Source organism: Salmonella sp. SSDFZ54 (genome assembly GCF_004010735.1).
Lineage (GTDB): Bacteria > Pseudomonadota > Gammaproteobacteria > Enterobacterales > Enterobacteriaceae > Salmonella > Salmonella enterica.
Genome location: NZ_CP034819.1, coordinates 1,895,773 through 1,922,749, shown reverse-complemented (window position 1 = coordinate 1,922,749; position 26,977 = coordinate 1,895,773). Strand labels below are relative to the sequence as shown.

Genomic DNA, 26,977 nt, shown 5'->3' with positions numbered 1-26,977 from the left:
GCCGTATCCCGTTCATCCTGACCAGTGACGCTGTTCATATTTGCGGAATAAGATCTGCGCATTAAACCATATAATTACAGGGGCTATTATGCGAAAACTCTGGAGAGCGCTACTCAGGCCAAGCGCCCGTTGGTCGATACTGGCGCTGGTCATTGTCGGGATTGTGATCGGTGTTGCGCTGATCGTGTTACCTCACGTCGGTATCAAACTGACCAGTACGACAGAGTTTTGCGTCAGCTGCCATAGTATGCAGCCGGTGTATCAGGAATATAAACAGTCCGTACATTTCCAGAATGCTTCCGGCGTACGCGCGGAATGCCACGATTGCCATATCCCCCCTGATATTCCAGGCATGGTGAAACGTAAGCTGGAAGCCAGCAACGATCTTTACCAGACATTTATCGCCCACTCGATTGATACCCCGGAAAAATTTGAAGCCAAACGCGCCGAGCTTGCCGAGCGTGAATGGGCGCGCATGAAAGAGAATAACTCCGCGACCTGTCGTTCCTGCCATAACTACGATGCGATGGATCACGCGAAACAGAACCCGGAAGCGGCGCGGCAAATGAAAATCGCCGCGAAAGAAAATCAGTCCTGTATCGACTGTCATAAAGGGATTGCCCACCAGCTACCGGATATGAGCAGCGGTTTCCGCAAACAGTTTGATGAACTGCGCGCCAGCGCCAGTACGCATAATGACGGCGATACGCTCTATTCGCTGGATATCAAGCCGATTTACGCCGCTAAAGGCGATAAAGAACCGGCAGGTTCGCTGTTACCTGCTTCTGAAGTGAAAGTCCTTAAACGGGACGGTGACTGGCTGCAAGTGCAAATCGAAGGCTGGACGGAGACGGACGGTCGCCAGCGCGTGCTGACGCAGTTGCCCGGTAAACGTATTTTTGTCGCCTCGATTCGCGGCGATGTGCAACAGCATGTGAAAACGCTGGAAGAGACCACCGTCGCGGCGACCAATACTCAGTGGAGCAAATTACAGGCAACCGCGTGGATGCAAAAAGGCGACATGGTAAATGACATTAAACCGATTTGGGCCTATGCCGACTCCCTCTATAACGGCACCTGTAATCAGTGTCACGGCGCGCCGGACAAAGCGCACTTTGACGCTAACGGCTGGATCGGCACGCTCAACGGCATGATCGGTTTCACCAGTCTGGATAAGCGTGAAGAACGTACCTTGTTGAAATATCTCCAGATGAATGCGTCTGATACCACCAACACGCCGCACAGCGATAAGGGAGAACACAATGAAAAATAAGGACTCGTTACACGTCTCTCGTCGACGTTTTCTGGCGCAGCTTGGCGGTTTGACGGTGGCAGGAATGCTGGGGCCGTCACTGCTGACGCCCCGTAGCGCCCGCGCAGCGGATGCCGTTGCGCCAGGCGCCGCGACGAAAGAGGGTATCCTTACCGGTTCTCACTGGGGGGCGATTCGCGCCACGGTGGTTGACGGTCGATTTGTGGCGGCAAAACCGTTTGAACAGGATAAATACCCGTCCAAAATGATCGCCGGCCTGCCCGATCACGTCCACAACGCGGCGCGTATTCGCTATCCGATGGTGCGCGTCGACTGGATGCGCAAAGGTCATCAAAGCGACACCTCGCAGCGCGGCGATAATCGTTTTGTGCGCGTCTCCTGGGATGAGGCGCTGGATCTGTTCTATCAGGAACTGGAGCGGGTGCAAAAAACTTACGGGCCGAGCGCGCTACTGACGGCGAGCGGCTGGCAATCTACCGGCATGTTCCATAACGCCTCCGGGATGCTGGCGCGCGCGATTGCGCTACATGGCAATAGCGTTAGCACGGGAGGGGACTATTCGACCGGCGCGGCGCAGGTGATTCTGCCGCGCGTGGTGGGTTCAATGGAAGTGTACGAGCAGCAAACGTCATGGCCTCTGGTTTTACAGAACAGTAAAACGATTGTGCTATGGGGTTCTGATATGGTGAAAAACCAGCAGGCAAACTGGTGGTGCCCGGATCACGATGTCTATCAGTACTATGAACAATTAAAAGAGAAGGTTGCCAGCGGCGCTATCTCGGTCATCAGCATCGACCCGGTCGTCACCTCCACGCACGATTATCTGGGGCGCGATAAGGTCAAACATATCGCCATTAACCCGCAGACGGATGTCCCGTTACAACTGGCGCTGGCGCATACCCTGTACAGCGAGAAACTGTACGATAAAAATTTCCTCGATAACTATTGCGTCGGTTTTGACCAGTTCCTCCCCTATTTGCTGGGCGAGAAAGATGGACAGCCTAAAGATGCCGCCTGGGCGGAAAAACTGTGCGGTATTGACGCCGACACCATCCGCGCGTTGGCGCGGCAGATGGCGGGCGACAGAACGCAAATCATCGCTGGCTGGTGCGTACAACGTATGCAGCATGGCGAACAGTGGTCATGGATGGTCGTCGTGCTGGCGGCAATGCTGGGACAGATTGGTTTACCGGGCGGCGGCTTTGGTTTTGGCTGGCACTACAACGGCGCCGGGACGCCTGGTCGTAAAGGGATCATTTTAAGCGGCTTTTCCGGTTCGACGACCGTTCCGCCAGTACACGACAGCACGGATTACAAAGGCTACAGCAGCACCATTCCTATTGCGCGTTTTATGGATGCCATTCTTGAACCGGGCAAGATCATTAACTGGAACGGCAAATCGGTTAAATTACCGCCGCTGAAGATGTGCGTGTTCGCCGGGACTAACCCGTTCCACCGACACCAACAAATTAACCGCATAATTGAAGGCTGGCGCAAGCTGGAAACGGTCATCGCTATTGATAACCAGTGGACGTCGACCTGCCGCTTTGCGGATATCGTTTTGCCGGCTACCACCCAATTTGAGCGTAACGACCTCGATCAGTTCGGCAATCACTCTAACCGCGGGATTATCGCCATGAAACAGGTGGTGTCGCCGCAGTTTGAAGCGCGTAACGACTTTGATATTTTCCGCGATCTCTGCCGACGCTTTAACCGTGAAGCGGCATTTACGGAAGGCCTTGATGAAATGGGCTGGCTGAAACGCATCTGGCAGGAAGGGAGCCAGCAGGGAAAAGGTCGCGGTATCCACTTACCGACTTTCGAGGTGTTCTGGAATCAACAGGAGTACATCGAGTTTGATCATCCGCAGATGTTTGTGCGCCATCAGGCTTTCCGTGAAGATCCGGACCTGGAGCCGTTGGGCACGCCAAGCGGTTTGATCGAGATTTACTCCAAAACGATCGCCGACATGCAATACGACGATTGTCAGGGCCATCCCATGTGGTTCGAAAAAATCGAACGCTCGCATGGCGGGCCGGGATCGCAGCGCTGGCCGTTGCACTTACAATCCGTCCACCCTGATTTCCGTCTGCATTCCCAACTGTGCGAGTCGGAAACGCTGCGTCAGCAATATGCCGTTGGCGGCAAGGAGCCGGTCTTTATTAACCCACAGGATGCCAGCGCGCGCGGGATCCGCAACGGTGACATCGTGCGGGTATTCAATGCACGCGGGCAGGTACTGGCGGGGGCGGTAGTTTCCGATCGCTATGCGCCGGGCGTGGCGCGAATTCATGAAGGCGCCTGGTACGATCCTGATAAAGGCGGCGATCTCAACGCGTTATGTAAGTACGGCAACCCTAACGTATTAACGCTGGATATCGGTACATCACAGCTCGCGCAGGCGACCAGCGCGCATACGACGCTGGTGGAAATTGAAAAATATACCGGCCCTATTGATAACGTCACGGCGTTTAACGGTCCGCTCGAGATGGTCGCGCAGTGTGAATATGTACCCGCATCGCAGGGGAATCCGCATGATTAAGCAGCCAGCGCTTGCTCAGGAACAGTACGCCTGCGTATATGCATGGCTGGCGTTACTCTTTTTCCGGGAAGTGGATGATGAAGGGTTAATACAATTACAGTCCGCGGAGATCGCGGACTGGCTGGCGCTGTTAAAGCGTCAGCCTGCGCTGGCGGCGTCGGTGGCGTTACTCGAACAAAAAATTGCCGCGCTTAGCCTGCGCCAGGATGCGCAGTTGGAGCTGGCCGCAGATTTTTGCGGATTGTTCCTGATGACGGATAAAAAATCGGCCTTGCCCTACGCCTCGCAATACCCGCAGCAGGAACCCGGCATGATTAAACATTTATTGCTTGAAGCCGGGATGGAAGTCAACGACGATTTTAAAGAGCCGGCCGACCACCTGGCGATTTATCTGGAATTACTCAGCCATTTACATTTTTCATTGGGTGAATCGTTCCAACAACGGAGAATGAATAAATTACGCCAGAAAACATTGTCGTCATTACTGGAATGGCTTCCGGAATTTACAAATAATTGCCTTAAGCATGATCCCTATGGTTTTTATGCTGCGTTAAGTCAATTATTGTTGGCTATCGTTCGTTTTGATGACGGAAAAGAGGATTTATCCATTGTTGCGGCTGAATAAACCCTGTGACGGGCATCGCAAAATAAATCTTACGATAGTCGGGGGTTATCATATCTATAGGTTTAGCCAATTGTAATTATTGATACCAATCAATATCCATGATGGGTTTGTATTTAGTATTGACGGGCCTCATGAGTAAAAAAATAAAATTTAATTAATCATGCCGCAATACCCCATAAGGATAGTGATATGAAAAAAATTACCCTCTATGCGACAACGGTTATCACCGTTGGGCTGTTATGTTATTTAGGTTTGTCCGGGTATGTATGGTATTACGACAAACAGCGCAGTAAAAAAAGCGATGTGCAGGCCTCGGTTGTGGGTGAAAATAATAAAATACTGGGTTATTTCAGGGAGAAAGGATGTGATTATTGTCATACGCCTTCCGCTGAATTACCTTTTTATTCCTCTTTTCCGGTGGCAAAGCAGCTAATGGATTACGATATCCAGCTTGGCTACAAATCGTTTAACCTGGAGGCGGTACGGGCCGCCCTGATTGCGGATACGCCGGTGCCGCAAAGCGAACTGAATAAAATTGAATGGGTTATGCAACATCAGACTATGCCGCCAACCCGCTATGTCGCGCTGCACTGGGCGGGGGGCGTTAGCGATAAAGAGCGTACTGACATCCTGAACTGGATAGCCGATCAGCGTGAGCGCAACTATGCCAGCGCCGATACCGACCCCGCGCACCGGAATGAACCCGTTCAGCCTATTCCGCGCAATATTCCCGTCGATGCGAAAAAAGTCGACCTAGGTTTCCGTCTTTATCATGATGAACGTTTATCCGGCGACAGCACAATATCCTGTGCGCATTGTCACGCGATAAATGCGGGCGGTGTCGATGGCAGAAAAACCTCAATTGGCGTTGGCGGTGCGGTAGGACCAATAAATGCGCCGACGGTATTCAACTCCGTATTTAATATCGAACAATTTTGGGATGGTCGTGCTGCAACCCTGCAGGAGCAAGCAGGCGGACCGCCGTTAAATCCTATTGAAATGGCCTCTAAATCCTGGGATGAAATTATTAGCAAGCTTGATAAAGATACTGTCCTGAAAAAAGATTTCCAGGCGGTTTATCCGCAAGGATTTACCGGGGAAAATATTACTGATGCGATCGCCGAATTCGAAAAAACGTTGATAACGCCGGACTCCGCCTTTGATAAATGGCTACGTGGAGATGAAAATGCGCTGACCGCGCAACAGAAACACGGTTATCAATTATTTAAAGAAAATAAATGTGCAACCTGTCACGGCGGTATCATTTTAGGCGGGCGCTCTTTTGAACCATTGGGATTAAAGCGAGACTTTAATTTTGGCGAAATTACCGCAGCGGATATTGGTCGTATGAACGTCACCAAAGAGGTTCGCGATAAATTACGGCAAAAAGTCCCGGGCTTACGCAACGTCGCGTTAACGGCGCCTTATTTCCATCGGGGCGACGTACCGACGCTGGATGGCGCGGTAAAACTGATGCTGCGTTACCAGGTTGGCACCGATCTGCCGCAAAACGATATTGACGATATCGTCGCCTTCCTGGAAAGCCTGACCGGTGTTTATACGCCATATCAACCTGAATATGCGCAATGACAATGATGCTTGAAGCCAGAGATCTGTACTGCGAGCGGGACGAGAGGACGCTGTTTCGCGGGCTGTCGTTCACCGTGGACGCCGGGGAGTGGGTGCAGGTCACCGGCGGCAACGGCGCCGGAAAAACCACCCTGCTGCGCCTGCTGACCGGGCTGGCGCGCCCGGACGGCGGCGAGGTGTACTGGCAGGGCGAGCCCCTGCGCCGCGTGCGCGACAGCTTCCATTCCGGCCTGCTGTGGATAGGGCACCAGCCGGGGATAAAAACCCGCCTGACGGCGCGGGAGAACCTGCACTTCTTCCACCCCGGCGACGGCGCGCGCCTCCCGGAGGCGCTGGCGCAGGCCGGGCTGGCGGGATTTGAGGACGTGCCGGTCGCCCGGCTCTCGGCCGGGCAGCAGCGCCGGGTGGCGCTGGCCCGCCTGTGGCTGACCCGCGCCGCGCTGTGGGTACTCGACGAGCCGTTCACCGCCATTGACGTTAACGGCGTGGCGCGCCTCACCCGGCGGATGGCGGCGCACACGGCGCAGGGCGGGATGGTCATTCTCACCACCCACCAGCCGCTGCCGGGGGCCGCGGACACCGTCCGCCGCCTGGCGCTGACCGGCGGGGGGGCCGGGCTGTGATGTGGCGTGTCTTCTGTCTCGAGCTGCGCGTGGCGTTCCGCCACGGCGCGGACATCGCCGGCCCGCTGTGGTTCTTCCTGATGGTCATCACCCTGTTTCCGTTAAGCGTCGGGCCGCAGCCGCAGCTGCTGGCGCGTATCGCGCCGGGCATCATCCAGGTGGCGGCGCTGCTGGCCTCGCTGCTGGCGCTGGAGCGGCTGTTTCGCGACGACCTTCAGGACGGCAGCCTGGAGCAGCTGATGCTGCTGCCGGTGCCGCTGCCGGCGGTGGTGCTGGCGAAGGTGCTGGCCCACTGGGCGGTGACCGGCCTGCCGCTGATTATGCTCTCCCCGCTGGTGGCGCTGCTGCTGGGGATGGACGTGTACGGCTGGAAAATCATGGCGCTGACGCTGCTGCTCGGCACGCCGGCGCTGGGGTTTCTCGCCGCGCCGGGCGTCGCGCTGACGGCCGGCCTGCGGCGCGGCGGCGTCCTGCTGGGCATTCTGGTGCTGCCGCTGAGTGTCCCGGTGCTGATTTTCGCCGCTGCGGCGATGGACGCGGCATCGATGCATTTACCCGCTGACGGCTATCTGGCGGTGCTGGGGGCGCTGCTGGCGGGCAGCGCGACGTTAAGCCCGTTCGCCACCGCGGCGGCGCTGCGCCTCAGCGTGCAGTAGCGCCCCGGCACGACGGACATTTTACTGGTTTCAGGAGGTCAGGTGACGACTATGTGGAAAACCCTTCATCAGCTGGCGGCGCCGCCCCGGCTGTATCAGATTTGCGGCAGGCTCGTGCCGTGGCTGGCGGCGGCCGGCATCATCGCGCTGGCCACCGGCTGGGTCCGGGGCTTTGGTTTCGCCCCGGCGGACTACCAGCAGGGGGAGGGCTACCGCATTATGTACCTGCATGTCCCGGCGGCCATCTGGTCAATGGGTATCTATGCGGCGATGGCGGTGGCGGCGTTTACCGGGCTGGTCTGGCAGATGAAAATGGCCAGCCTTGCCGTCGCGGCGATGGCGCCGGTGGGGGCGGTGTACACCTTCATCGCGCTGGTCACCGGCGCGGCGTGGGGCAAACCGATGTGGGGCACCTGGTGGGTGTGGGACGCGCGCCTGACCTCGGAGCTGGTGCTGCTGTTTCTCTACGCCGGGGTCATCGCCCTGTGGCACGCCTTTGACGACCGTAAAATGGCCGGGCGCGCGGCGGGCATTCTGGTGCTGGTCGGCGTGGTGAACCTGCCGGTTATCCACTATTCCGTCGAGTGGTGGAACACCCTGCACCAGGGCTCGACGCGGATGCAGCAGAGTATCGACCCGGCGATGCGCTCGCCGCTGCGCTGGGCCATCGCCGGCTACCTGCTGCTCTTTATGACGCTGGCGCTGATGCGGATGCGCAACCTGATTTTACTGATGGAAAAACGCCGCCCGTGGGTGAGCGAACTGATACTGAAAAGGGGGCACCGGTGAGTCCGGCATTTTCATCGTGGAGCGATTTTTTCGCCATGGGCGGGTACGCCTTTTTTGTCTGGCTGGCGGTGGCGATGACCGTGGCGCCGCTGGCGCTGCTGGCGCTGCACACGGTGCTGCAGCGCCGGGCCATTCTGCGCGGCGTGGCGCAGCAGCGGGCGCGCGAGGCGCGGATGCGCGCCGCACAGGCGCAACAGGAGGCGGCGTGAACCTGCGACGTAAAAACCGGCTATGGGTGGTCTGCGCGGTGCTGGCGGGCCTGGGGCTGACCACCGCCCTGGTCCTGTACGCGCTGCGCGCGAATATCGACCTGTTCTATACCCCCGGCGAAATCCTCTACGGCAAGCGCGAGACGCAGCAGCTGCCGGCGGCGGGCCAGCGCCTGCGCGTCGGCGGGATGGTGATGCCCGGCAGCGTCAGGCGCGACCCGGACTCGCTGAAGGTGAACTTCAGCCTCTACGACGCCGAAGGGTCGGTGACGGTGAGCTATGAGGGGATACTGCCGGACCTGTTCCGCGAGGGGCAGGGGGTGGTGGTGCAGGGCACCCTGGAGAAGGGCAACCACGTCCTGGCGCACGAGGTGCTGGCCAAGCATGACGAGAACTACACCCCGCCGGAAGTGGAAAAGGCGATGCAGGAAAACCACCGCCGCCCGCAACGCGCTGATAAGGACACCTCATCATGATGCCTGAATACGGCCACGCGCTGCTGTGCCTGGCGCTCGGCGTGGCGCTGCTGCTGTCCGTTTACCCGCTGTGGGGCGTGGCGCGCGGCGACGCGCGGATGATGGCGTCGGCCGGGGTGTTCGCCTGGCTGCTGTTTATCTGCGTGGCGGGCGCGTTTTTCGTGCTGGTGCACGCCTTTGTGGTTAACGACTTCACCGTGGCCTATGTCGCCGGCAACTCGAACACGCAGCTGCCGGTGTGGTACCGGGTGGCCGCCACCTGGGGGGCGCACGAGGGCTCGCTGCTGCTGTGGGTGCTGCTGATGAGCGGCTGGACCCTGGCGGTGGCGGTGTTCAGCCGGCCGGTGCCGGCGGATATCGTCGCCCGGGTGCTGGCGGTGATGGGGATGGTCTGCGCCGGTTTTCTGGCGTTCATCCTGTTCACTTCCGGCCCGTTCGCCCGCACGCTGCCGGCCTTTCCGGTGGAGGGGCGCGACCTGAACCCGCTGCTGCAGGACCCGGGGCTGATTTTCCACCCGCCGCTGCTGTACATGGGCTATGTCGGCTTCTCGGTGGCCTTCGCCTTCGCCATCGCCGCGCTGCTGAGCGGGCGTCTGGACAGCGCGTTCACCCGTTTTGCCCGCCCGTGGACGCTGGCGGCGTGGGTGTTCCTGACGCTGGGCATCGTGCTCGGCTCGGCGTGGGCCTACTACGAGCTGGGCTGGGGCGGCTGGTGGTTCTGGGACCCGGTGGAGAACGCCTCCTTTATGCCGTGGCTGGCGGGCACCGCCCTGCTGCACTCGCTGGCGGTCACGGAACAGCGCGCCGGCTTCAAGGCGTGGACGCTGCTGCTGTCCATCTGCGCCTTCTCGCTGTGCCTGCTGGGCACCTTCCTGGTGCGCTCCGGGGTGCTGGTGTCGGTGCACGCCTTCGCCTCCGACCCGGCGCGCGGAATGTTTATCCTCGCCTTTATGGTGCTGGTCACCGGCGGCTCGCTGCTGCTGTTCGCGGTGCGCGGGCACAGGGTGCGTTCGCGGGTGAACAACACGCTGTGGTCGCGCGAGTCGCTGCTGCTCGGCAACAACGTCCTGCTGATGGCCGCCATGCTGGTGGTGCTGCTGGGCACCCTGCTGCCGCTGGTGCACAAACAGCTGGGGCTGGGCAGCATTTCGGTGGGGGAGCCGTTCTTTAACACCATGTTCACCTGGCTGATGGTCCCCTTTGCCCTGCTGCTGGGGGTGGGGCCTTTAGTGCGCTGGGGCCGGGACCGGCCGCGTAACATCAGGAAACTGCTGTGGGCTGCCGCTGTCACCACCCTGGTGCTGTCGGTACTTTTGCCATGGCTGCTGGAAGATAAAATCATCGCCATGACGGCGGTGGGGATGGCGATGGCCTGCTGGATTGCGGTGCTGGCGGTGGCCGAAGCCGTACAGCGCGTGTCCCGCGGCACGAAAACCTCTCTCAGCTACTGGGGAATGGTGGCGGCGCACCTCGGGCTGGCGGTGACGATTACCGGCATCGCCTTCAGCCAGAATTACAGCGTGGAGCGTGACGTGCGGATGCGGGCGGGCGACAGCGTGACCATTCACGACTACCGCTTCACCTTCCGGGAGGTGCGGGACATCACCGGCCCCAACTACCGCGGCGGGGTGGCCCTCATCGGGGTGACGCGCCACGGCGAGCCGGAGGCGGTGCTGCACGCGGAGAAACGGCTCTACAACACCAGCCGGATGGTGATGACCGAGGCGGCGATTGACGGCGGGCTGACCCGAGACCTGTACGCTGCGCTCGGGGAGGAGCTGGACAACGGCGCGTGGGCCGTGCGCCTGTACTACAAACCGTTTGTCCGCTGGATATGGGCCGGGGGGCTGCTGATGGCGCTGGGCGGACTGCTGTGCCTGGCGGACCCGCGCTACCGCCGCCGTAAACCATTGCCGGAGGCCGGATGAAACGCAACGTACTGTTATTACCGCTGCTGATTTTTCTGCTGATTGCCGCGGCGCTGCTGTGGCAGCTGGCGCGCAACGCGCAGGGCGATGACCCGACGAATCTCGAATCGGCACTGACCGGAAAGCCGGTGCCGGCGTTCCGCCTGGAATCGCTGGAGACGCCGGGTCAGTACTATGAGGCGGAGGTGCTGACGCAGGGGAAACCGGTGCTGCTTAACGTCTGGGCCACCTGGTGCCCGACCTGCCGCGCCGAACATCAGTACCTGAACCGGCTGGCCGCGCAGGGTATCCGGGTGGTCGGGCTGAACTATAAGGACGACCGGGCGAAGGCGGTGGCCTGGTTAAAGGAACTGGGCAACCCGTATGCGCTGAGTTTATCGGACAGCGACGGGATGCTGGGGCTGGACCTGGGCGTGTACGGCGCGCCGGAAACCTTCCTCATCGACGGCAACGGGATTATCCGCTACCGCCATGCGGGCGATTTGAATGCCCGGGTATGGGAAAGTGAACTGAAACCGCTGTGGGACAGATACAGCCGGGAGGCGGCGCAATGAGACTGTTACCGGGCATGGTGATGCTGATGCTGGCGCTGGTTATCGCCGGGTCAGCGCGGGCAACCACCGACGTGATGCCGTTTAAAGATGAAGCGCAGGAGCAGCAGTTCCGCCAGCTCACGGAGCAGCTGCGCTGCCCGAAATGCCAGAACAACAGCATTGCGGACTCGAACGCGATGATAGCCACCGACATGCGCCGCAGGGTGTATGACCTGATGCAGGAGGGGAAGAGCCGCCAGGAAATCATCGATTACATGGTGGCGCGCTACGGCAACTTCGTCACCTACGATCCGCCGCTGACCCCGCTGACGGTGCTGCTGTGGGTGCTGCCGCTGGCCGCCATCGTGGCGGGCGGGTGGATAATCGTCGCCCGCACGCGCCGGCGGGTGCGCCTGCGCCGGGAGCCGCTGCCGGCGGACACCCCGGTTTGCGGCGCGCGCGCCGGGTGGGGCGTTTACGTGCCGGGCGTGGTTATGGCGCTGGTCGTGGCCGCCATCAGTTACTCACAGACCGGCAGCTATCAGCAGGTGAGGGCCTGGCAGCAGGCGACGGCGCAGACGCCGGGGCTGCTGGCGCGGGCGCTGGACCCGCAGGCGCAGCCGCTGAATGAGGAGGAGATGGCGCGGCTGGCGCTGGGGCTGCGCACCCGCCTGCAGAATGATGCCGGCAATGTTGAGGGCTGGCTCATGCTGGGGCGCACCGGTATGGTACTGGGTAATGCCGGTACCGCCACCGGGGCGTATGCGAACGCCTACCGCCTGGACCCGAAAAACCGCGATGCGGCGCTGGGCTACGCGGAGGCGCTGACGCGCTCGTCCGACCCGGAGGATAACCGCCGCGGCGGGGAGCTGCTGCGCCGGCTGGTGAGCCGCGACCACACGGATATCCGGGTGTTAAGCCTGTATGCGTTCAGCGCCTTTGAGCAGCAGCGCTTTGGTGAGGCGGTGGCGGCCTGGGAGATGATGCTGAAACTGCTGCCGGCGGGTGACGCCAGGCGGGCGGTGATAGAGCGCAGTATCCGGCTGGCGCAGGAGAAATAAGACCCTGACGGCCCGGTGGCGTGGCGCCACCGGGCCTGGCTATCCCAATGATACGCTAAAGCCTGAAAGTAAAGCCCGTGTGAAGTATGATGGCGAGCATCGTCTCTTATCAGGACATCCCATGAAACAAATCACCTTTACGCCGCGCCATCACCAGCTTACCAACACCAATACCTGGACACCTGACAGCCAGTGGCTGGTCTTTGATGTACGGCCTTCAGGCGCGTCATTTACGGGCAAGACTATTGAGCGTGTCAATGTGCATACCGGCGACGTGGAGGTGATTTATCGCGCCGTGCAGGGCGCGCATGTCGGCGTGGTGACGGTGCATCCTGCCGACAATCACTATGTGTTTATTCATGGCCCTGAAAACCCTGATGAGACGTGGCATTACGATTTCCACCACCGCCGGGGCGTTATTGCAACGCCGGGGGGCGTGACTAACCTCGATGCGATGGATATTACTGCGCCGTATACTCCCGGCGCGCTGCGCGGCGGCAGTCACGTCCATGTATTTAGCCCGAACGGCGAGCTGGTGAGTTTTACCTATAATGACCACGTTCTGCATGAGCGAGATCCGGCGCTGGATCTACGTAATGTCGGCGTGGCCGTGCCGTATGGGCCGGTAACGGTGCCGGTTCAGCATGCGCGCGAATACAGCGGTAGCTACTGGTGCGTACTGGTTAGCCGCACGACGCCTGCGCCGAGACCTGGTAGCGATGACATTAACCGCGCCTATGAAGAGGGCTGGGTGGGCAACCGCCAGATCGCCTTTATTGGCGATACGCTGTCGCTGACGGGCAAAAAAGTCCCGGAGCTGTTTATTGTCGATTTACCGTGTCATGAAAACGGCTGGAAACAGGCAGGCGACACGCCGCTGACGGGAACCGAATCAACGATGCCATCGCCGCCGTTGGGCGTAGTTCAGCGGCGTCTTACCTTTACTCACCAGCGTGTTTATCCAGGACTCACTAACGAACCACGCCACTGGGTTCGCAGTAATCCGCAGGCGACGGCGATCGCCTTTTTGATGCGGGACGATAACGGCGTAGCGCAACTGTGGCTGATATCGCCGCAGGGAGGCGAGCCCCGGCAGTTAACGCATCATGCGACCGGCGTACAGTCAGCGTTTAACTGGCATCCGTCGGGTAAATGGCTGGGACTGGTGCTGGAAAATCGGATTGCCTGCTGCGACGCACAAAGTGGGAAGATCGACTTCTTAACCGCCAGGCACGACAACCCGCCTTCTGCGGACGCCGTCGTTTTTTCACCGGATGGGCGACACGTCGCATGGATGGAAGAGGTGAAAGGGTTCCGTCAGCTATGGGTGACGGAAACCGGGCGATAAATCAGGGAGGAGGCATCTTCGCCGGGGGGATGACGGCATTGGTCATTTTCGTCTCCTCCTCGCTTTTCTCGACGCGCGATCTTACCGAACTGTCTTTGCGGAAGATGTCCCACGGCAGAAGGATCGTATCCATCACGGCGGTAAACGGCATATCCAGGATGGCCAACGATTTGGTGCCCCAGTTTGTCTCATCGTTACCGATCATCGTAGCGCTGGCGCGCGTGCCAGGATAAGTACCCTCTTTACCGCCGGTGTGCGACATGACGCTTGAACAACCGCCTAATAAAAGCATCCCATTCCATATTATCAGCGTTAACCACACGTTTTTTATCATCACTCATTCATCTGTTGGTTGTCGTTATTTGCATGATGAGTTATAGCGATCCGTTGCTAAAAATAACATCACCAGTACGTGGCACTGTGGCGGTAATCGCACTTTAACAATCAGTGCTATCCCAACCAGTCTATGCAATAGCCAATAAACTGCAAAAAAAAGTCGGATTAAAATACTTGAAAAGTACGTATTCAGACCCATTTATAAGACGTAGTGAATAGAAGGGCACGCCTGATGGGTGTTCTGGCAATCCTGGCCTGTCCATGATGGAAGGTCTGACATTCTCGCTGATTTCAGGAGTTTATGATTATGCGTAACTTTGATTTATCCCCGCTGTACCGTTCTGCCATTGGTTTTGACCGTCTGTTTAACCTGCTTGAAAATAACCAAAGCCAAAGTAATGGCGGCTACCCTCCGTACAACGTTGAGCTGGTAGACGAAAACCACTACCGCATCGCCATTGCCGTTGCCGGTTTCGCGGAAAGCGAACTGGAGATTACTGCCCAGGATAATTTACTGGTGGTAAAAGGCGCTCATGCGGACGAGCAGAAAGAACGTACTTACCTGTATCAGGGCATTGCCGAGCGTAACTTTGAACGTAAGTTCCAGTTAGCGGAGAACATTCACGTTCGCGGCGCAAACCTGGTCAACGGGCTGCTGTATATCGAACTGGAGCGCGTGATTCCGGAAGCGAACAAACCGCGCCGTATCGAAATTAACTGATTCCGTCGGGTCGCGTTGCGCGGCCTGTCATCCCATGCTCGCCGTCAGGGAGCATATTCGCACGTAAAGTGTGAAGGTAAAAACTCGCTTCTTAGAAGGAGAAATGATTATGCGTAACTACGATTTATCCCCACTGCTGCGTCAATGGATCGGTTTTGACAAGCTGGCCAATGCGCTGCAAAACAGCGGCGAAAGCCAGAGCTTCCCGCCCTATAACATCGAAAAAAGCGACGATAACCATTATCGCATCACCTTAGCGTTAGCCGGTTTCCGTCAGGAAGATCTGGATATTCAACTGGAAGGCACGCGCCTGACGGTGAAAGGTACGCCGGAACAGCCGGAAAACGAGCCCAAATGGTTACATCAGGGCCTGGTCATGCAGCCTTTTAGCCTGAGCTTTACGCTGGCTGAGAATATGGAAGTTTCCGGCGCGACGTTTACCAACGGCCTGCTGCATATTGATTTAACCCGTAACGAGCCGGAAACCATTGCGCCGCAGCGTATCGCCATTAACGAACGCTCCGCATTAAATAGCTAATAAGCTCCTTGCCTTGCCCCGCCAGAGATGGCGGGGCTTTTTTGTGCCACGAAAAAGGGTAAGACGCTGCCGAAGTCAGGACGTCTGGGCGGTTTTGTAACATGAGAATGTGCGCCATGCTGTATATATGCCTTAACGGTTCAGTCATAATCCCTATAAATTGAAATGTTACTCACAGGGAAGAAAAGATGAGTGATATCGCATTGACGGTCAGCGTTCTGGCGTTGGTGGCGGTTGTCGGTTTATGGATCGGCAACATTAAAGTGCGCGGTGTCGGCTTTGGTATTGGCGGCGTTCTGTTCGGCGGTATTATCGTCGGCCACTTCGTCGATCAGGCTGGGGTGACGCTGAGCGGCGATATGCTGCACTTTATCCAGGAATTCGGCCTGATCCTTTTTGTTTATACCATCGGCATACAGGTGGGGCCGGGGTTTTTCGCCTCGCTGCGCGTTTCCGGGCTGCGTCTCAATCTGTTTGCTGTTCTGATTGTGATTATGGGCGGGTTGGTCACCGCGATTCTGCATAAAATTTTCGCTATTCCGCTGCCGGTGGTGCTGGGGATTTTCTCCGGCGCAGTCACCAATACGCCTGCGTTAGGGGCGGGTCAGCAAATCCTGCGCGATCTGGGAACGCCAGTGGATCTGGTGGATCAGATGGGGATGAGCTATGCGATGGCGTATCCGTTTGGCATCTGCGGTATTTTGCTCACCATGTGGCTGATGCGGCTGATTTTTCGCGTTAACGTCGAGGCGGAGGCGCAGAAGCACGAATCCTCTCTCGCTAACGGCCATTCATTAATTCAAACAATGAATATCCGTGTCGAGAATCCGAACCTCAATAATATGGCTATCCAGGATGTGCCGATCCTGAACAGCGATAAAATCATTTGCTCACGCCTGAAACGCGACGACACGCTGATGGTGCCGTCGCCGGGGACGATTATCCAGGCAGGCGACCTGCTGCACCTCGTCGGCCAATCTACCGACCTGCATAACGCGCAACTGGTGATCGGCAAGGAAGTGGACACCTCGTTGTCGACGCGCGGCACGGATTTACGTGTCGAGCGTGTGGTCGTCACCAACGAAAAAGTGCTCGGCAAACGTATCCGCGATTTGCACTTTAAAGAGCGTTATGACGTGGTTATCTCCCGTCTTAACCGCGCGGGCGTTGAGCTGGTCGCCAGCAGCGACGCCAGCCTGCAGTTTGGCGACATTCTCAATCTGGTGGGGCGTCCTGCCTCGATTGATGCGGTAGCCAATGTGGTCGGCAACGCGCAGCAAAAACTCCAGCAGGTGCAGATGCTGCCGGTGTTTATCGGCATCGGATTAGGGGTTCTGCTTGGGTCAATCCCGTTGTTTGTGCCGGGATTCCCGGTCGCGTTAAAACTGGGGCTGGCTGGCGGGCCGCTGATCATGGCGCTAATTTTGGGGCGTATCGGCAGCATCGGTAAGCTGTACTGGTTTATGCCGCCGAGCGCCAACCTCGCGCTGCGTGAGTTAGGCATCGTTTTGTTTCTGGCGGTCGTTGGGCTGAAATCCGGCGGCGATTTTGTCGATACGCTGACGCAGGGCGAAGGATTAAGCTGGATTGGCTATGGTATTTTCATCACCGCTATTCCGCTGATTACCGTCGGTTTGCTGGCGCGGATTTTTGCCAAAATGAACTATCTGACGCTGTGCGGGATGCTGGCCGGTTCGATGACCGATCCGCCAGCGCTGGCATTTGCCAACAATCTTCATGCCACCAGCGGCGCGGCGGCGCTCTCTTACGCGACCGTCTATCCGTTAGTGATGTTCCTGCGTATTATCACGCCACAACTGCTGGCGGTGATTTTTTGGGGAATGGGTTAGCGCCTGATGGCGCGTTGCTTATCCAGCCTACGCACTGTGTTAAATCCAGGCTGGATAACGCGCGCCGCACCGGTCACACTTCTGCTCTTCTTCTTATCTCCTTCCTCAATGAACGTGCTAATCAGCGTAATGGCAATGAGCATAATTCCATTTTATTTCAGTTGGTTATCAATCTTCATCGCCTTTTTTTTCGTCGCGACGGGTAGTTTTTCAGCTTTTAATTCGGCAATAATGCCTTTCCTGGCGGTGGCGTTGAAAAAGGTCGCAACTGAAATGAAAAATAGCGGGAATGAGCGCGGTTGCGCCGAAACGCGTCACCAGTGAACTACAGTTATTTTGCAATAAGATTCCCTTGCTGCGGGATAATGTGAAGCATATCAGCAACAACGTGAGTGGTATTCTGAAAACGAACGGGAATACATAAGAACGTAAAAGGAGTCGTCATGAAGATTTCCCGCCTCGGAGAAGCGCCGGATTATCGCTTCTCACTGGCAAATGAGCGCACCTTTCTGGCGTGGATTCGCACCTCGCTGGGATTTCTGGCGGCAGGCGTCGGTCTTGATCAGCTCGCCCCGGATTTTGCCACGCCGGTGATCCGTGAACTGCTGGCGCTACTGTTGTGTCTGTTTGCGGGCGGCCTGGCGATTTATGGCTATCTACGCTGGTTACGTAATGAAAAAGCGATGCGCCTGAAAGAGGATTTGCCTTATACCCATAGCCTGTTGATCATCAGCGTTATTTTGATGATTGTCGCGGTGATAGTGATGGGGCTGGTACTGTATGCCGGATAGTCGTAAAGCCCGTCGGCAGAACGATCCGGGACTGCAACCGGAGCGTACGTCGCTGGCCTGGTTTCGCACGCTGCTGGGATACGGGGCGTTAATGGCGTTAGCCGTCAGGCACCACTGGCATCAGGCGGGGTTCTTGTTCTGGGTGTCGATCAGCGTTCTGGCGATAGTGGCGGTGATTCTTTGGCGTTATACCCTGAGTCGTAATTTGATGGATGTCGCGCATAGCGATTTTTCCGAAACTCATGTCGTGCGTGACAAATTTTTGATCTCCCTCGCGGTGTTGTCGCTCGCAATCCTGTTTGCTGTTACCCATATTCGCCAACTTATTGCATTTATCGGGAATTTTATATGACAGGACGTCAGGACATTGTCGTGAGTGATGACCAGATTCAGGTCGTCGTAAATCGCCAGAATAGCCAGCGCCCTCAGCAACTGTACCGTAACTTACAACGGCTCGGCATTCGCAATGTCCATTTTATCCCATTGTTGGAACATGACCGGAACGGAATGTTGACCGAGGATTCATTGTGTTCAGCAGACTGGGGGCGGTTTTTAAATAGCGTATTTGATATTTGGGTACGTGAAGATATTCAGCGTATCTCGGTCCGCCTTTTTGATGAGACGCTACAGCAGTGGTGCGGCGGCAGGAATGGCGCTGAAGCGCCGGACAAGGCGCCGCTAAGCGCTGAATGTCAGAAGTGCTCTTTATTACGATTTTGCGGCGGCGGATGCCCTGAGCATCGGGATAGCCAGGGGAAAAATCAGCTTTGCGAGGGCTACCAGACCTTTTTTAACTACTCCTCGCCGCATATGCGGGTGATGCGGGATTTACTGAAGCAGCATCGCTCGCCGGAGGAGTTGATGGCGATGCTGCGTTAACGTCACAGGCCTGATAAGCGTAGCGCCATCAGGCGATGGCGTGCCGGATGGCGCAGCCGTCTTTCCGGCACTGAGCGAGTATTAGCGTCCTTTCGCCAGGTATTGTTCCATTTCATCCTCCGGCACCATGCCGCCCCCGGTTGCCCATACCAGATGCGTCGCGTTGCCGAGCTGCGTCTGACTGAATCCATGCCTTTGCTGATACGCGACGGAGGCGCAAATGCGCTGTGGCCCGGCCATCCCCGCCAGAGCTGATGGCTCCAGTCGAATTCCTTCCTCCTGCGCCAGCCAGCCCAGCATGTCATACATTGTTTGATCGTCTAAGGTATAGAGGCCGTCAAGCAGACGCTCCATTGCCCGACCAACAAAGCCCGAAGCGCGACCTACCGCCAGGCCGTCAGCCGCCGTCAGGTTATCAATACCGATATCTTGTACTGAGATGGCATCGTGCAGACCGGTATAAACGCCGAGTAACATGCAGGGTGAATGGGTCGGTTCGGCAAAGAAACAGTGGACGTTGTCGCCAAACGCCAGTTTCAGGCCAAAGGCGACGCCGCCAGGGCCGCCGCCAACGCCGCACGGTAGATAGACAAACAGTGGGTGACTGGCGTCAACGACGCGTCCCTGCTGCGCGAATTGCGCTTTCAGACGCTGACCCGCTACCGCATAGCCCAGAAATAGCGTGCGGGAGTTTTCATCATCGATAAAGAAACAGTTTGGATCGGATTGCGCTGCTTTACGGCCCTGCTCAACCGCCACGCCGTAATCATCTTCGTATTCTACGACCGTCACGCCGTGGCTACGCAGCTTCGCTTTTTTCCAGGCGCGGGCGTCGGCAGACATATGTACCGTCACTTTAAAACCGATGCAGGCGCTCATGATACCGATCGATAGCCCCAGATTGCCGGTTGAACCGACGGCGATACTGTACTGGCTGAAGAATTGTTTAAATTCCGGCGAAAGCAACACGCTATAGTCATCGTCGGTGGTTAACAGACCCGCCTCCAGCGCCAGTTTTTCCGCGTGCGTTAGCACCTCGTAGATGCCGCCGCGCGCTTTAATGGAACCAGAGATTGCCAGGTGACTGTCTTTTTTTAACAGCATTTCACCGTCGATCGTTTGCCCATACTCTTTTTCCAGCCGCTTTTGCATGGCCGGAATAGCGACCACGTCAGATTCGATCATGCCGCCAGCGGCAGCGGTTTGCGGAAACGCTTTCGCCAGATACGGCGCAAAGCGCGCCAGACGGTCATGGGCGGCGTTTACGTCCTGCTCCGTCAGGCCGACATACGGTAGACCTTGTGCAAGAGAGGTGGCGCCCGGGTTAAACCAGGTGGTTTCTTTGAGGGCGACCAGATCCTCGACCAAAGGATACCGGGCGATGAGCTTTTGTATGTTTTCCATAGTACGTCTCTTTACGATCAGATGATAAAGGAAAGCAGGAATGTGCCAGCCAGTGCAACGACCGATGCGATAAACGTGGCCGTCGTATAGTATTTAAACGTTTCATTCAGCGTAGCGCCGCAATACTGCTTGACCAGCCAGAACAGGGAATCGGTCACGATCGTGCAGCCAATGGCGCCGGAACCAATGGCAATCGCAATGATCTCAGGGCTGACGTCAGGATAGAGCGGCAGCATGGGCGCAACAATCGCGGTGGCGCCCATCATGGCTACCGTCGCAGAGCCGACCGCCGCGTGCAGAATCAGCGCTACCAGCCATGCCAGCAGAATCGGGTGCATATGCATATTTGAGAGGATCACCGCCAGCGTGTCCGCCAGCCCGCTACTTTTGAGAATGGCGTTGAACGCGCCGCCCGCGCCGATAATCAGCAGGATGTTCGCAATGGCGCCAAAGCCGTTTTCGGTGTGGGTAAGTAGCGCGCTCATACCCATATGCTGGCGCAGACCGAGTATGTAATACGCCACAAAGACAGCGATAAACATTGCGGTGATCGGATTACCGATAAACTCCAGCAGCGTATACAACGTGCCGTCTTTCGCCATATTCAGTTCAGCGACGGTTTTCACCAGCATCAGGCCAATCGGCAGCAGAACGGTAAACAGCGTTGCGCCCAGCGACGGCAGGGTGTTTTCGGCGCGCACTTCAAGATCCGCAAACTCTGTCGGTACGGGCTTGAACGGCAGACGATTACCCAGAAACTTTAAGAACAGCGGGCCGCCGACCAATGAGGCCATCAGCCCGACCAGCAGACCGTAGACAATCACCGAGCCGATATCCGCCCCCAGTTTATTTGCGACAAACAGCGCAGCCGGATGCGGCGGTACCACGCAATGGACGGCCATCAGCGCGGTACACAGCGGAATGGCCAGCTTCAGCAGCGAGGTATGGGTCTTTTTAGCGATAGAAAACGCCAGTGGGATGAGCAACACGACGCCCACTTCCACGAACAACGTGATACCGCAAATCAGCCCCACCAGTACCATGATCACGTCAGCAGAGAGCCAGCGGCAGCGCTGGAGCGTAAGCCCGATGCGTTCCGCCGCGCCGGAAACCTCCATCATTTTGCCGAGGATGGTGCCAAGACCGATAACGGCGGCCAGAAAACCGAGCGTACCGCCTATTCCGTTTTCTATCGCCGTGACCATCTCCAGCGGCCCCATGCCCATCATCGCGCCGACAAAGAAACTGGCGAGCAGTAACGCCAGGAAGGGGTGGAATTTAAACTTCACGATGGTCAATACGATTAACACGATGCTGATCAGCAGCGTGCTCACTACCCAGATTTGAGCGTGCATATCTCACCTACCCTGTGATTAATCTGTTCTTATTGGACAGAAAAACAGCACCCCCTGACAAACGATATAATTTGCCATTCACATGATGTAAATTGAATCAACTATGTGATTTCCATCTAATATTGCTTTTATTTTGCGATATGGTTCATTTTGCTTCATCTATGTGCGGATTTTTTCAGCGTGTTTTTTTACACTTCGGGAAATTAAAAGATGACTGAGGTTGCCATGGAACCCCTTCGCGATACCCGAAACCGCTTACTCAACGGCTGGCAGTTATCCAAACTCTATACTTTTGAAGTCGCGGCCAGACACCAGTCCTTTGCTCTGGCGGCAGATGAGCTGTCGTTAAGCCCAAGTGCGGTAAGCCATCGTATCAATCAACTGGAAGCCGAGTTGGGAATCCAGCTATTTGTCCGCTCTCACCGTAAAGTGGAGCTTACCCATGAAGGCAAACGGGTATTCTGGGCGCTGAAATCGTCGCTGGATACGTTGAATCAGGAAATTCTCGATATCAAAAATCAGGAACTGTCCGGCACGCTGACCGTGTATTCCCGTCCCTCTATCGCCCAGTGTTGGCTGGTGCCCGCGCTGGGGGACTTTACCCGTCGCTATCCGTCAATTTCTCTCACTATGCTGACCGGCAACGATAACGTTAACCTACAGCGTGCCGGCATTGACCTGGCTATCTATTTTGACGATGCGCCGTCGGCGCAGCTCACGCACCATTTTTTAATGGATGAGGCGATTTTGCCCGTTTGCAGCCCGGATTATGCCCGTCGTTTCGCCTTGCAGGACAACCTGAATAACCTGCTGCACTGTACGCTCTTACACGACAGACAGGCGTGGAGTAACGATTCTGGCACCGATGAGTGGCACAGTTGGGCGCAGCATTTTGCGGTAAATTTGCCGGATTCATCCGGCATTGGCTTCGATCGTTCTGATTTAGCGGTAATTGCCGCGATGAACCACATTGGCGTGGCGATGGGACGTAAACGGCTGGTGCAAAAGCGTCTCGACAGCGGAGAACTGATTGCGCCTTTTGGTGACATGAGGCTGAAATGTCATCAGCATTATTATGTCACCACTCTGCCTGGCAGGCAGTGGCCGAAAATCGAGGCATTTATTCGCTGGTTGCAGGAACAGGTGTGAAGATTTATTACGCTTTGTCGCTACACCTGCCGGGAGTGAATATGCTAAATACGTGCTATCACCGTGGTAAAAATTTTAGGGGGCGTCGTGTTTAAACCGCTTATTGCCTCTCTCATGCTGACCAGCGCGGTCGTCTATGCGAAACCGATGCCTTTGACGGCGGCGCGCTATGCGCAGCAGCTTGGCGTTGGGATGGATGTTGACTGGGCGCGAACGGAACGGGGTATCCGCGAGTTTGATCCGCTGGTCGTGCGGGATTTTAAGGCAAAAGGGTTAACGCATGTCCGTATTCGTGTGGCAGGCGCGCCGACGGAAGCGCGCCTCATCCATTTGCGTAAGCTGGTAGAAGCCTGCGAATACTATGGCGTCATACCCATTATTGCCTATCAGGCGGATGCGTATAAAACCGATCCCAGCGCCAGCCATGAAAAGGAGCTGATCAACTGGTGGAGCGTGGTCGCGCGCTATTTTGGTCAGACATCCCCGCTTCTGGGGTTCGATCTCATTTATGAGCCTGCCGACAAACTCAATCATAATATGGCGTCGCTGAATCGCGTATATGACAAAACCATCCGCCTGATTCACGCCATTGATCCACAGCGGATGATTTTCGTTGCCCCCCGCATGCGCGCCGCGCCGGAGGATTTGTCGGCGCTTAAACTGCCGGCGCAAAGCCAGAACTATGTACTGGCGGAGTGGCACATCTTCCCGTGGGGCCCCCTGAAAAGCGGCGGTAAATATCCGTGGACATCAGGCACGGCGGCGGAAAAAGCGGCGATTCGGGCACGGATCAACGCTGCGGTTCGCTGGCAGCATAAGACTGGCCATGCAAGCTGGGTGGGCGGATGGGCGCCGGGAGAGTCGATAAAAATGACGCCGGTCGCTTCACAGTTCGCGTTTGCCCGTTTTATGGCCTGCGAGCTGAAAAAAGCGCATATTCCGTATGCGATAAACGCGGACACTCAGTTTTATGACGGCGAAGAAGGGGCGTGGCGTCCGGCGCAAGAGCCCCTGCTCAATGCGATGATCGCGCCGGAGTGTGAAACGCCCGGCAAAAAGCCGGGCGAGGGGAACGTTAAACCGTCTGTCCCTGATGCGATATCCGTGACGCCAGCGGCAGCCAGCACGCCAGGATCAGCAATCCCATAAGGGTCATCAACAGTCCCAGGCTGCCCTGACCGGTTTGCGGCAGCATTGCCGAAAGCCACGCCAGTACGCCGGAACCAATATTTTGCAGCCCGCCGACCAGCGCGCCAGCGGTGCCTGCGAGGAACGGAAACGGCTCCATCGCGCCGCTGGTGGCCAGTGGAAATAACATCCCGGCACCGAAGAAAAACAGCGCTGCGGGGATGAGTAGCGTCCAGACGTTCATCACGCCAAACCAGCCGGGAATCCACATCATAAGACCTGCCAGCAGACAGCAAATAACTGACTGCCACATCAGGGTTGAGAAGCGTTTATTCGGGCGTCCGGCAAACCAGGCGCCGAAGAACGCCGCCGGAATCGGCAGAATAAACAGAATGCTTACCACCATACTGCTGAGACCTAATACTGCCCCCATCAGCACGCCGGAACAGGCTTCAAAGACCGCAATGCCAGCCAGCCCGCCGATTAGCATCAGCAGATAACAGTTAAATGCGCCGTTGCCAAACAGCGTTTTATAGCTGGCGATCAGCCGTGTGCGCGGCGCGCCGGCGGGGCGGGTTTCCGGCATCCAGCGCGCCATGCTGAAGGTGACGCCAGCGCAAAGCACCAGCAGGAAAGCGTAACACGCGCGCCAGTTCCACAGGGTGTCCAGCAGACCGCCAATCAGCGGCGCTAACAGCGGGCTGACCAGAATCCCCATATTTAACAGGCTATTGGCATGACGAAGCTGCGTTCCTTCATACAGATCGCGCGGGAGCGTTCTCGCCATTACTCCGCCAACGCCGGTTCCCATCCCTTGCATGGCGCTGGCGGCAATCAACACCGTCAAACTATGCGTGGTCATGGCGATCAGGGTCGCTACCATAAAAATAGACATGCCGACGAGGATTACCGGGCGGCGCCCAACCCGGTCGGAAAGCGGGCCGTAAAACAGTTGCGAGACGCCGTAGGTCAGGAGGTAAGCAGCCATTACGCTCTGGACGGCGCCTTCCCGGACGTTTAGCGCTTGCGCCATATCGGCGATGGCGGGAATATAAATGGTTTGCGCCATCTGCCCTACGGCTACCAGTAACACCAACATCAACAACAAATTGACGTTTCTCTGCCTTTTCATTTCGCTGATTACTTTTCAAAAAAAGAAAAAATAAGAATAACTTGCTGCGCATTCCCATAAATGCGAGAGGAATCTATCACACCAGAAAAAGAAGGCCAGACAGCAACCAGCAATGGCAGACGAAGGAACGGCAGGATATGTAAACAAAAGCGGCAACAAATGTTGCCGAGAATGTGTTACGTCTGCGGCTGTCATTGGGCGATCATGACAGACGGAGTAAAATCGCCCCGAGGGCAATCCCGCCCGCCGCCACCAGACGTAGCCCGGCCACTTTCTCTTTAAGCAACAGCCAGGCTATCAGCGCGCCGAATAAAATCGACGTCTCACGCAGCGCGGCGACCACCGCCAGCGGCGCCTGGGTCATGGCCCATAGCGCCAGCCCATAAGATCCCATAGTGCCAATCCCGCCAAAAATGCCTTTTTTCCACTGTTGCGCCAGATAACGCGACGCTTCCCGCCGCCGCGCAATCATCGCCCAGGTTAACAGGCAGGCGCCGTTGAGAAAAAATGACCATAGCGTATAGCCCAGCGCCGTTTCGGAGAGTCTTACGCCGGTCCCGTCCACCAGCGTATATCCGGCAATAAAACAGGCGTTAGTTAATGCCAGCACGACACCACGTTGAGAGCTGGCGCGGCCATTACAGGCCATCCCAAGTATCGCCATGCAGATCACTGCGATGCCGACCCAGGCCATCGACGACAGGCTGTCGCCAAGAAACAGAACGCTAATGAGCGCCACCAGCAGCGGCGCGGTGCCGCGCATAAGAGGATAGGTCTGGCTCATGTCCGAGACCTGATAGGTTTTCGCCACCAGGACGGTATACACCACCTGGAGCGCGGTAGAGGCCGCTAAAAAAGGGATACTGGCGTGAGCTGGCTGCGGCGAGAAGGGCAAAAGGATCAATGCCATGACCGCCGCAGAACCGCTGACGCCGATCGCGGCGTAGAGCTTATCGTTTCCCGCTTTGACAATGGCGTTCCAGCTGGCATGTAGCAGCGCGGCGAACAGCAAAATGCAGAAAACGGAAAGGGTCATAGCGTCAGGCGTCGTTGAGGGTGTCATAAAAACGTAACATACCCGGGAAGCGAAAGACCAGCGGATAAGGTGAAAGGGGAGCGGTTGCCCGCTCCCCTTCGGTGCGGCTTGAATCTGAATTACTTAAGGTATTTCAGAACAGCATCAAGCAGTTGCAGTGCTGCAACAATGAGTTTCAGGATAAGAATGGTGATATCCACTACGCTCATACGCGTCTCCTGTGGTTAAGGAGCACTGCCAGCCGACGTACCTTTCCGCTGCCTGTTGCCAGCTGTTGCGCACGCGATCCCTTTTGCGAGGAATAGTGTGCGTGTTGACATAACACAGTGTGCTCACGAGGGGGTTAAGGCGCTGACGGCACCACCCGTTTCAGCCAGGACTTCGTTGCGCCGGTTTACGATGCGGCCCCCGCATAACACATTGTGTCAAAGACATTATAGTTAAGTACTGTATAAATGAACAGTAATTTATAGACAGAACGGAGCTTCTGATCCATACTCAAATTCATCAAAATTCGCGCCGAAATTGCGCGTTCTGCACAGAACGCGTATACTTCTGCTGTTGACATAACACAGTGTGCTTCGCGGCTACCACCCGCATTACGCTGTAAGAACCTCGCTTCGGCGAGGTTTTTTGTTTTCCGGCATTGTGAAACGCGTGATCATCAATCCCGGCGATTACCAGAGGGCGCTACGCTTATCACGCCTATACCCCAGGTGCGTAAATTCGTAGAAAAATGTGATCGATGACGCATTTTTGTGCAGATGAAAATTTTTCCGTTGTCATGCTGAAAGCGCTGTGCTTGTATAAAACGTGTTAATAACAAACAGACAAGGCCCCTAATGAACCCTTCCATGCTGAACGCGACCCTACTAACAACTGCGCCATCTCGCGCAGTGGTCGTCGTGCGTGTGGTGGTGGTCGTCGGCAATGCGCCGTAGGGTCCGGAACACACACGATTCCAAAACCCCGCCGGCGCAAACCGGGCGGGGTTTTTTGTTTAAG

At 56.9% G+C, this 26,977-nt stretch carries 29 protein-coding genes, 1 pseudogene and 1 other annotated feature; of the genes and pseudogenes, 23 read left to right on the top strand and 7 right to left on the bottom strand.

What is annotated here, in order from left to right:
• Positions 1-88: 88 nt before the first annotated feature.
• The 13 genes from torC to EOS97_RS09560 all read left to right on the top strand — a co-directional run bounded on the left by torC (position 89) and on the right by EOS97_RS09560 (position 13,653).
• On the top strand, positions 89-1,273 hold the full coding sequence (gene torC / locus EOS97_RS09620; protein ID WP_001230254.1) for a pentaheme c-type cytochrome TorC: 1,185 nt from the start codon (positions 89-91) through the stop codon (positions 1,271-1,273).
• Entirely contained in the window at positions 1,263-3,815 is a 2,553-nt protein-coding gene (gene torA, locus EOS97_RS09615; protein ID WP_000790666.1) for a trimethylamine-N-oxide reductase TorA, read from the top strand. The genes torC and torA overlap by 11 nt, the downstream gene beginning before the upstream one ends.
• Positions 3,808-4,440, top strand: a complete 633-nt coding sequence (torD, locus tag EOS97_RS09610; protein ID WP_000595415.1) for a molecular chaperone TorD — start codon at positions 3,808-3,810, stop codon at positions 4,438-4,440. Before torA ends, torD begins: the two co-directional genes overlap by 8 nt.
• Positions 4,441-4,629: 189 nt before the next feature.
• Positions 4,630-6,030, top strand: coding sequence for a cytochrome-c peroxidase (locus EOS97_RS09605; RefSeq protein WP_000724473.1), 1,401 nt, complete (start codon positions 4,630-4,632; stop codon positions 6,028-6,030).
• A gap of 5 nt (positions 6,031-6,035) precedes the next feature.
• Entirely contained in the window at positions 6,036-6,653 is a 618-nt protein-coding gene (ccmA, locus tag EOS97_RS09600) for a cytochrome c biogenesis heme-transporting ATPase CcmA (protein WP_023225949.1), read from the top strand.
• Positions 6,650-7,309 carry a heme exporter protein CcmB gene (gene ccmB / locus EOS97_RS09595; RefSeq protein ID WP_000990028.1) on the top strand — a complete coding sequence of 220 codons (660 nt, stop codon included), beginning with the start codon at positions 6,650-6,652 and terminating at the stop codon, positions 7,307-7,309. Before ccmA ends, ccmB begins: the two co-directional genes overlap by 4 nt.
• A gap of 51 nt (positions 7,310-7,360) precedes the next feature.
• A complete protein-coding gene (locus tag EOS97_RS09590) occupies positions 7,361-8,098 on the top strand; it encodes a heme ABC transporter permease (protein ID WP_000265996.1) in 738 nt (245 codons plus the stop codon).
• Positions 8,095-8,307, top strand: a complete 213-nt coding sequence (ccmD, locus tag EOS97_RS09585; protein WP_000074110.1) for a heme exporter protein CcmD — start codon at positions 8,095-8,097, stop codon at positions 8,305-8,307. The genes EOS97_RS09590 and ccmD overlap by 4 nt, the downstream gene beginning before the upstream one ends.
• Positions 8,304-8,783, top strand: coding sequence for a cytochrome c maturation protein CcmE (gene ccmE / locus EOS97_RS09580; protein ID WP_001053618.1), 480 nt, complete (start codon positions 8,304-8,306; stop codon positions 8,781-8,783). The genes ccmD and ccmE overlap by 4 nt, the downstream gene beginning before the upstream one ends.
• Positions 8,780-10,711 carry a heme lyase CcmF/NrfE family subunit gene (locus EOS97_RS09575; protein WP_023165928.1) on the top strand — a complete coding sequence of 644 codons (1,932 nt, stop codon included), beginning with the start codon at positions 8,780-8,782 and terminating at the stop codon, positions 10,709-10,711. Before ccmE ends, EOS97_RS09575 begins: the two co-directional genes overlap by 4 nt.
• Positions 10,708-11,265: a thiol:disulfide interchange protein DsbE gene (gene dsbE / locus EOS97_RS09570; protein ID WP_023165929.1), complete on the top strand. Its 558-nt coding sequence runs from the start codon at positions 10,708-10,710 to the stop codon at positions 11,263-11,265. The genes EOS97_RS09575 and dsbE overlap by 4 nt, the downstream gene beginning before the upstream one ends.
• Complete coding sequence (locus tag EOS97_RS09565) at positions 11,262-12,305, top strand: cytochrome c-type biogenesis protein CcmH (protein WP_039497832.1); 1,044 nt, start codon at positions 11,262-11,264, stop codon at positions 12,303-12,305. The genes dsbE and EOS97_RS09565 overlap by 4 nt, the downstream gene beginning before the upstream one ends.
• A 121-nt stretch (positions 12,306-12,426) precedes the next feature.
• Complete coding sequence (locus EOS97_RS09560) at positions 12,427-13,653, top strand: DUF3748 domain-containing protein (RefSeq protein WP_023165876.1); 1,227 nt, start codon at positions 12,427-12,429, stop codon at positions 13,651-13,653.
• Between the two features lies 1 nt (position 13,654).
• Here EOS97_RS09560 and EOS97_RS09555 read toward each other — a convergent pair whose 3' ends face one another.
• Entirely contained in the window at positions 13,655-13,987 is a 333-nt protein-coding gene (locus tag EOS97_RS09555; protein ID WP_001675643.1) for a YceK/YidQ family lipoprotein, read from the bottom strand.
• Positions 13,988-14,229: 242 nt separating this feature from the next.
• Positions 14,230-14,303: a sequence feature (ROSE (Repression Of Heat Shock gene Expression) occurs in the 5'-region of heat shock genes and acts as an RNA thermometer to modulate expression.), on the top strand.
• On the opposite strand from EOS97_RS09555, the gene ibpA reads away from it, so the two are divergent.
• The 7 genes from ibpA to EOS97_RS09525 all read left to right on the top strand — a co-directional run bounded on the left by ibpA (position 14,297) and on the right by EOS97_RS09525 (position 18,768).
• The gene (gene ibpA, locus EOS97_RS09550; protein WP_001532742.1) at positions 14,297-14,710 is read left to right on the top strand and encodes a small heat shock chaperone IbpA; all 414 of its coding nucleotides are present in this window, start codon (positions 14,297-14,299) and stop codon (positions 14,708-14,710) included. Its footprint overlaps the feature before it by 7 nt.
• Before the next feature lie 109 nt (positions 14,711-14,819).
• Complete coding sequence (gene ibpB, locus EOS97_RS09545) at positions 14,820-15,248, top strand: small heat shock chaperone IbpB (RefSeq protein ID WP_001246919.1); 429 nt, start codon at positions 14,820-14,822, stop codon at positions 15,246-15,248.
• Between the two features lie 188 nt (positions 15,249-15,436).
• Entirely contained in the window at positions 15,437-17,098 is a 1,662-nt protein-coding gene (locus tag EOS97_RS09540; RefSeq protein WP_001279793.1) for a putative transporter, read from the top strand.
• A gap of 6 nt (positions 17,099-17,104) precedes the next feature.
• Positions 17,105-17,422 carry a hypothetical protein gene (locus tag EOS97_RS26765; RefSeq protein ID WP_136164402.1) on the top strand — a complete coding sequence of 106 codons (318 nt, stop codon included), beginning with the start codon at positions 17,105-17,107 and terminating at the stop codon, positions 17,420-17,422.
• Positions 17,423-17,541: 119 nt separating this feature from the next.
• Positions 17,542-17,889, top strand: coding sequence for a YidH family protein (locus EOS97_RS09535; protein WP_000703964.1), 348 nt, complete (start codon positions 17,542-17,544; stop codon positions 17,887-17,889).
• Positions 17,879-18,241 (top strand): DUF202 domain-containing protein, encoded by a 363-nt coding sequence (locus EOS97_RS09530; protein ID WP_001113454.1) that lies wholly within the window; start codon positions 17,879-17,881, stop codon positions 18,239-18,241. Before EOS97_RS09535 ends, EOS97_RS09530 begins: the two co-directional genes overlap by 11 nt.
• Positions 18,238-18,768 (top strand): radical SAM protein, encoded by a 531-nt coding sequence (locus EOS97_RS09525; RefSeq protein ID WP_000147830.1) that lies wholly within the window; start codon positions 18,238-18,240, stop codon positions 18,766-18,768. The genes EOS97_RS09530 and EOS97_RS09525 overlap by 4 nt, the downstream gene beginning before the upstream one ends.
• A gap of 81 nt (positions 18,769-18,849) precedes the next feature.
• On the opposite strand, the gene dsdA is transcribed toward EOS97_RS09525, so the two are convergent.
• A complete protein-coding gene (dsdA, locus tag EOS97_RS09520; RefSeq protein ID WP_000427991.1) occupies positions 18,850-20,172 on the bottom strand; it encodes a D-serine ammonia-lyase in 1,323 nt (440 codons plus the stop codon).
• Between the two features lie 17 nt (positions 20,173-20,189).
• Positions 20,190-21,527, bottom strand: coding sequence for a D-serine transporter DsdX (dsdX, locus tag EOS97_RS09515; protein WP_000543317.1), 1,338 nt, complete (start codon positions 21,525-21,527; stop codon positions 20,190-20,192).
• 225 nt (positions 21,528-21,752) lie between these two features.
• Between dsdX and dsdC the strand changes: the two genes are divergently transcribed.
• Both dsdC and EOS97_RS09505 read left to right on the top strand, forming a co-directional pair.
• The gene (gene dsdC, locus EOS97_RS09510) at positions 21,753-22,676 is read left to right on the top strand and encodes a DNA-binding transcriptional regulator DsdC (protein ID WP_127836214.1); all 924 of its coding nucleotides are present in this window, start codon (positions 21,753-21,755) and stop codon (positions 22,674-22,676) included.
• Between the two features lie 63 nt (positions 22,677-22,739).
• A complete protein-coding gene (locus tag EOS97_RS09505) occupies positions 22,740-23,825 on the top strand; it encodes a cellulase family glycosylhydrolase (protein ID WP_000238925.1) in 1,086 nt (361 codons plus the stop codon).
• Here the strand turns inward: EOS97_RS09505 and emrD are convergent.
• The 4 genes and pseudogenes from emrD to EOS97_RS09485 form a co-directional block, all read right to left on the bottom strand.
• Positions 23,752-24,936 (bottom strand): multidrug efflux MFS transporter EmrD, encoded by a 1,185-nt coding sequence (emrD, locus tag EOS97_RS09500; RefSeq protein ID WP_000828744.1) that lies wholly within the window; start codon positions 24,934-24,936, stop codon positions 23,752-23,754. The genes EOS97_RS09505 and emrD overlap by 74 nt on opposite strands.
• Before the next feature lie 202 nt (positions 24,937-25,138).
• The gene (locus tag EOS97_RS09495; RefSeq protein WP_001531658.1) at positions 25,139-25,999 is read right to left on the bottom strand and encodes a DMT family transporter; all 861 of its coding nucleotides are present in this window, start codon (positions 25,997-25,999) and stop codon (positions 25,139-25,141) included.
• A gap of 92 nt (positions 26,000-26,091) precedes the next feature.
• The gene (gene tisB, locus EOS97_RS09490; protein ID WP_000117642.1) at positions 26,092-26,181 is read right to left on the bottom strand and encodes a type I toxin-antitoxin system toxin TisB; all 90 of its coding nucleotides are present in this window, start codon (positions 26,179-26,181) and stop codon (positions 26,092-26,094) included.
• Positions 26,178-26,292: pseudogene (locus EOS97_RS09485) on the bottom strand (hypothetical protein). Before EOS97_RS09485 ends, tisB begins: the two are co-directional and overlap by 4 nt.
• 522 nt (positions 26,293-26,814) lie before the next feature.
• On the opposite strand from EOS97_RS09485, the gene ivbL reads away from it, so the two are divergent.
• Positions 26,815-26,913: an ilvB operon leader peptide IvbL gene (ivbL, locus tag EOS97_RS09480; protein ID WP_001541152.1), complete on the top strand. Its 99-nt coding sequence runs from the start codon at positions 26,815-26,817 to the stop codon at positions 26,911-26,913.
• The last annotated feature ends 64 nt before the right edge of the window (positions 26,914-26,977 follow it).

Coding starts and splice junctions, on each gene's coding strand:
- torC (WP_001230254.1), top strand. CDS start 89: ATGCGAAAACTCTGGAGAGCGCTACTCAGGCCAAGCGCCCGTTGGTCG.
- torA (WP_000790666.1), top strand. CDS start 1,263: ATGAAAAATAAGGACTCGTTACACGTCTCTCGTCGACGTTTTCTGGCG.
- torD (WP_000595415.1), top strand. CDS start 3,808: ATGATTAAGCAGCCAGCGCTTGCTCAGGAACAGTACGCCTGCGTATAT.
- EOS97_RS09605 (WP_000724473.1), top strand. CDS start 4,630: ATGAAAAAAATTACCCTCTATGCGACAACGGTTATCACCGTTGGGCTG.
- ccmA (WP_023225949.1), top strand. CDS start 6,036: ATGCTTGAAGCCAGAGATCTGTACTGCGAGCGGGACGAGAGGACGCTG.
- EOS97_RS09590 (WP_000265996.1), top strand. CDS start 7,361: ATGTGGAAAACCCTTCATCAGCTGGCGGCGCCGCCCCGGCTGTATCAG.
- EOS97_RS09575 (WP_023165928.1), top strand. CDS start 8,780: ATGATGCCTGAATACGGCCACGCGCTGCTGTGCCTGGCGCTCGGCGTG.
- dsbE (WP_023165929.1), top strand. CDS start 10,708: ATGAAACGCAACGTACTGTTATTACCGCTGCTGATTTTTCTGCTGATT.
- EOS97_RS09565 (WP_039497832.1), top strand. CDS start 11,262: ATGAGACTGTTACCGGGCATGGTGATGCTGATGCTGGCGCTGGTTATC.
- EOS97_RS09560 (WP_023165876.1), top strand. CDS start 12,427: ATGAAACAAATCACCTTTACGCCGCGCCATCACCAGCTTACCAACACC.
- EOS97_RS09555 (WP_001675643.1), bottom strand. CDS start 13,987: ATGATAAAAAACGTGTGGTTAACGCTGATAATATGGAATGGGATGCTT.
- ibpA (WP_001532742.1), top strand. CDS start 14,297: ATGCGTAACTTTGATTTATCCCCGCTGTACCGTTCTGCCATTGGTTTT.
- ibpB (WP_001246919.1), top strand. CDS start 14,820: ATGCGTAACTACGATTTATCCCCACTGCTGCGTCAATGGATCGGTTTT.
- EOS97_RS09540 (WP_001279793.1), top strand. CDS start 15,437: ATGAGTGATATCGCATTGACGGTCAGCGTTCTGGCGTTGGTGGCGGTT.
- EOS97_RS26765 (WP_136164402.1), top strand. CDS start 17,105: ATGGCGCGTTGCTTATCCAGCCTACGCACTGTGTTAAATCCAGGCTGG.
- EOS97_RS09535 (WP_000703964.1), top strand. CDS start 17,542: ATGAAGATTTCCCGCCTCGGAGAAGCGCCGGATTATCGCTTCTCACTG.
- EOS97_RS09530 (WP_001113454.1), top strand. CDS start 17,879: ATGCCGGATAGTCGTAAAGCCCGTCGGCAGAACGATCCGGGACTGCAA.
- EOS97_RS09525 (WP_000147830.1), top strand. CDS start 18,238: ATGACAGGACGTCAGGACATTGTCGTGAGTGATGACCAGATTCAGGTC.
- dsdA (WP_000427991.1), bottom strand. CDS start 20,172: ATGGAAAACATACAAAAGCTCATCGCCCGGTATCCTTTGGTCGAGGAT.
- dsdX (WP_000543317.1), bottom strand. CDS start 21,527: ATGCACGCTCAAATCTGGGTAGTGAGCACGCTGCTGATCAGCATCGTG.
- dsdC (WP_127836214.1), top strand. CDS start 21,753: ATGGAACCCCTTCGCGATACCCGAAACCGCTTACTCAACGGCTGGCAG.
- emrD (WP_000828744.1), bottom strand. CDS start 24,936: ATGAAAAGGCAGAGAAACGTCAATTTGTTGTTGATGTTGGTGTTACTG.
- EOS97_RS09495 (WP_001531658.1), bottom strand. CDS start 25,999: ATGACACCCTCAACGACGCCTGACGCTATGACCCTTTCCGTTTTCTGC.
- tisB (WP_000117642.1), bottom strand. CDS start 26,181: ATGAGCGTAGTGGATATCACCATTCTTATCCTGAAACTCATTGTTGCA.
- ivbL (WP_001541152.1), top strand. CDS start 26,815: ATGAACCCTTCCATGCTGAACGCGACCCTACTAACAACTGCGCCATCT.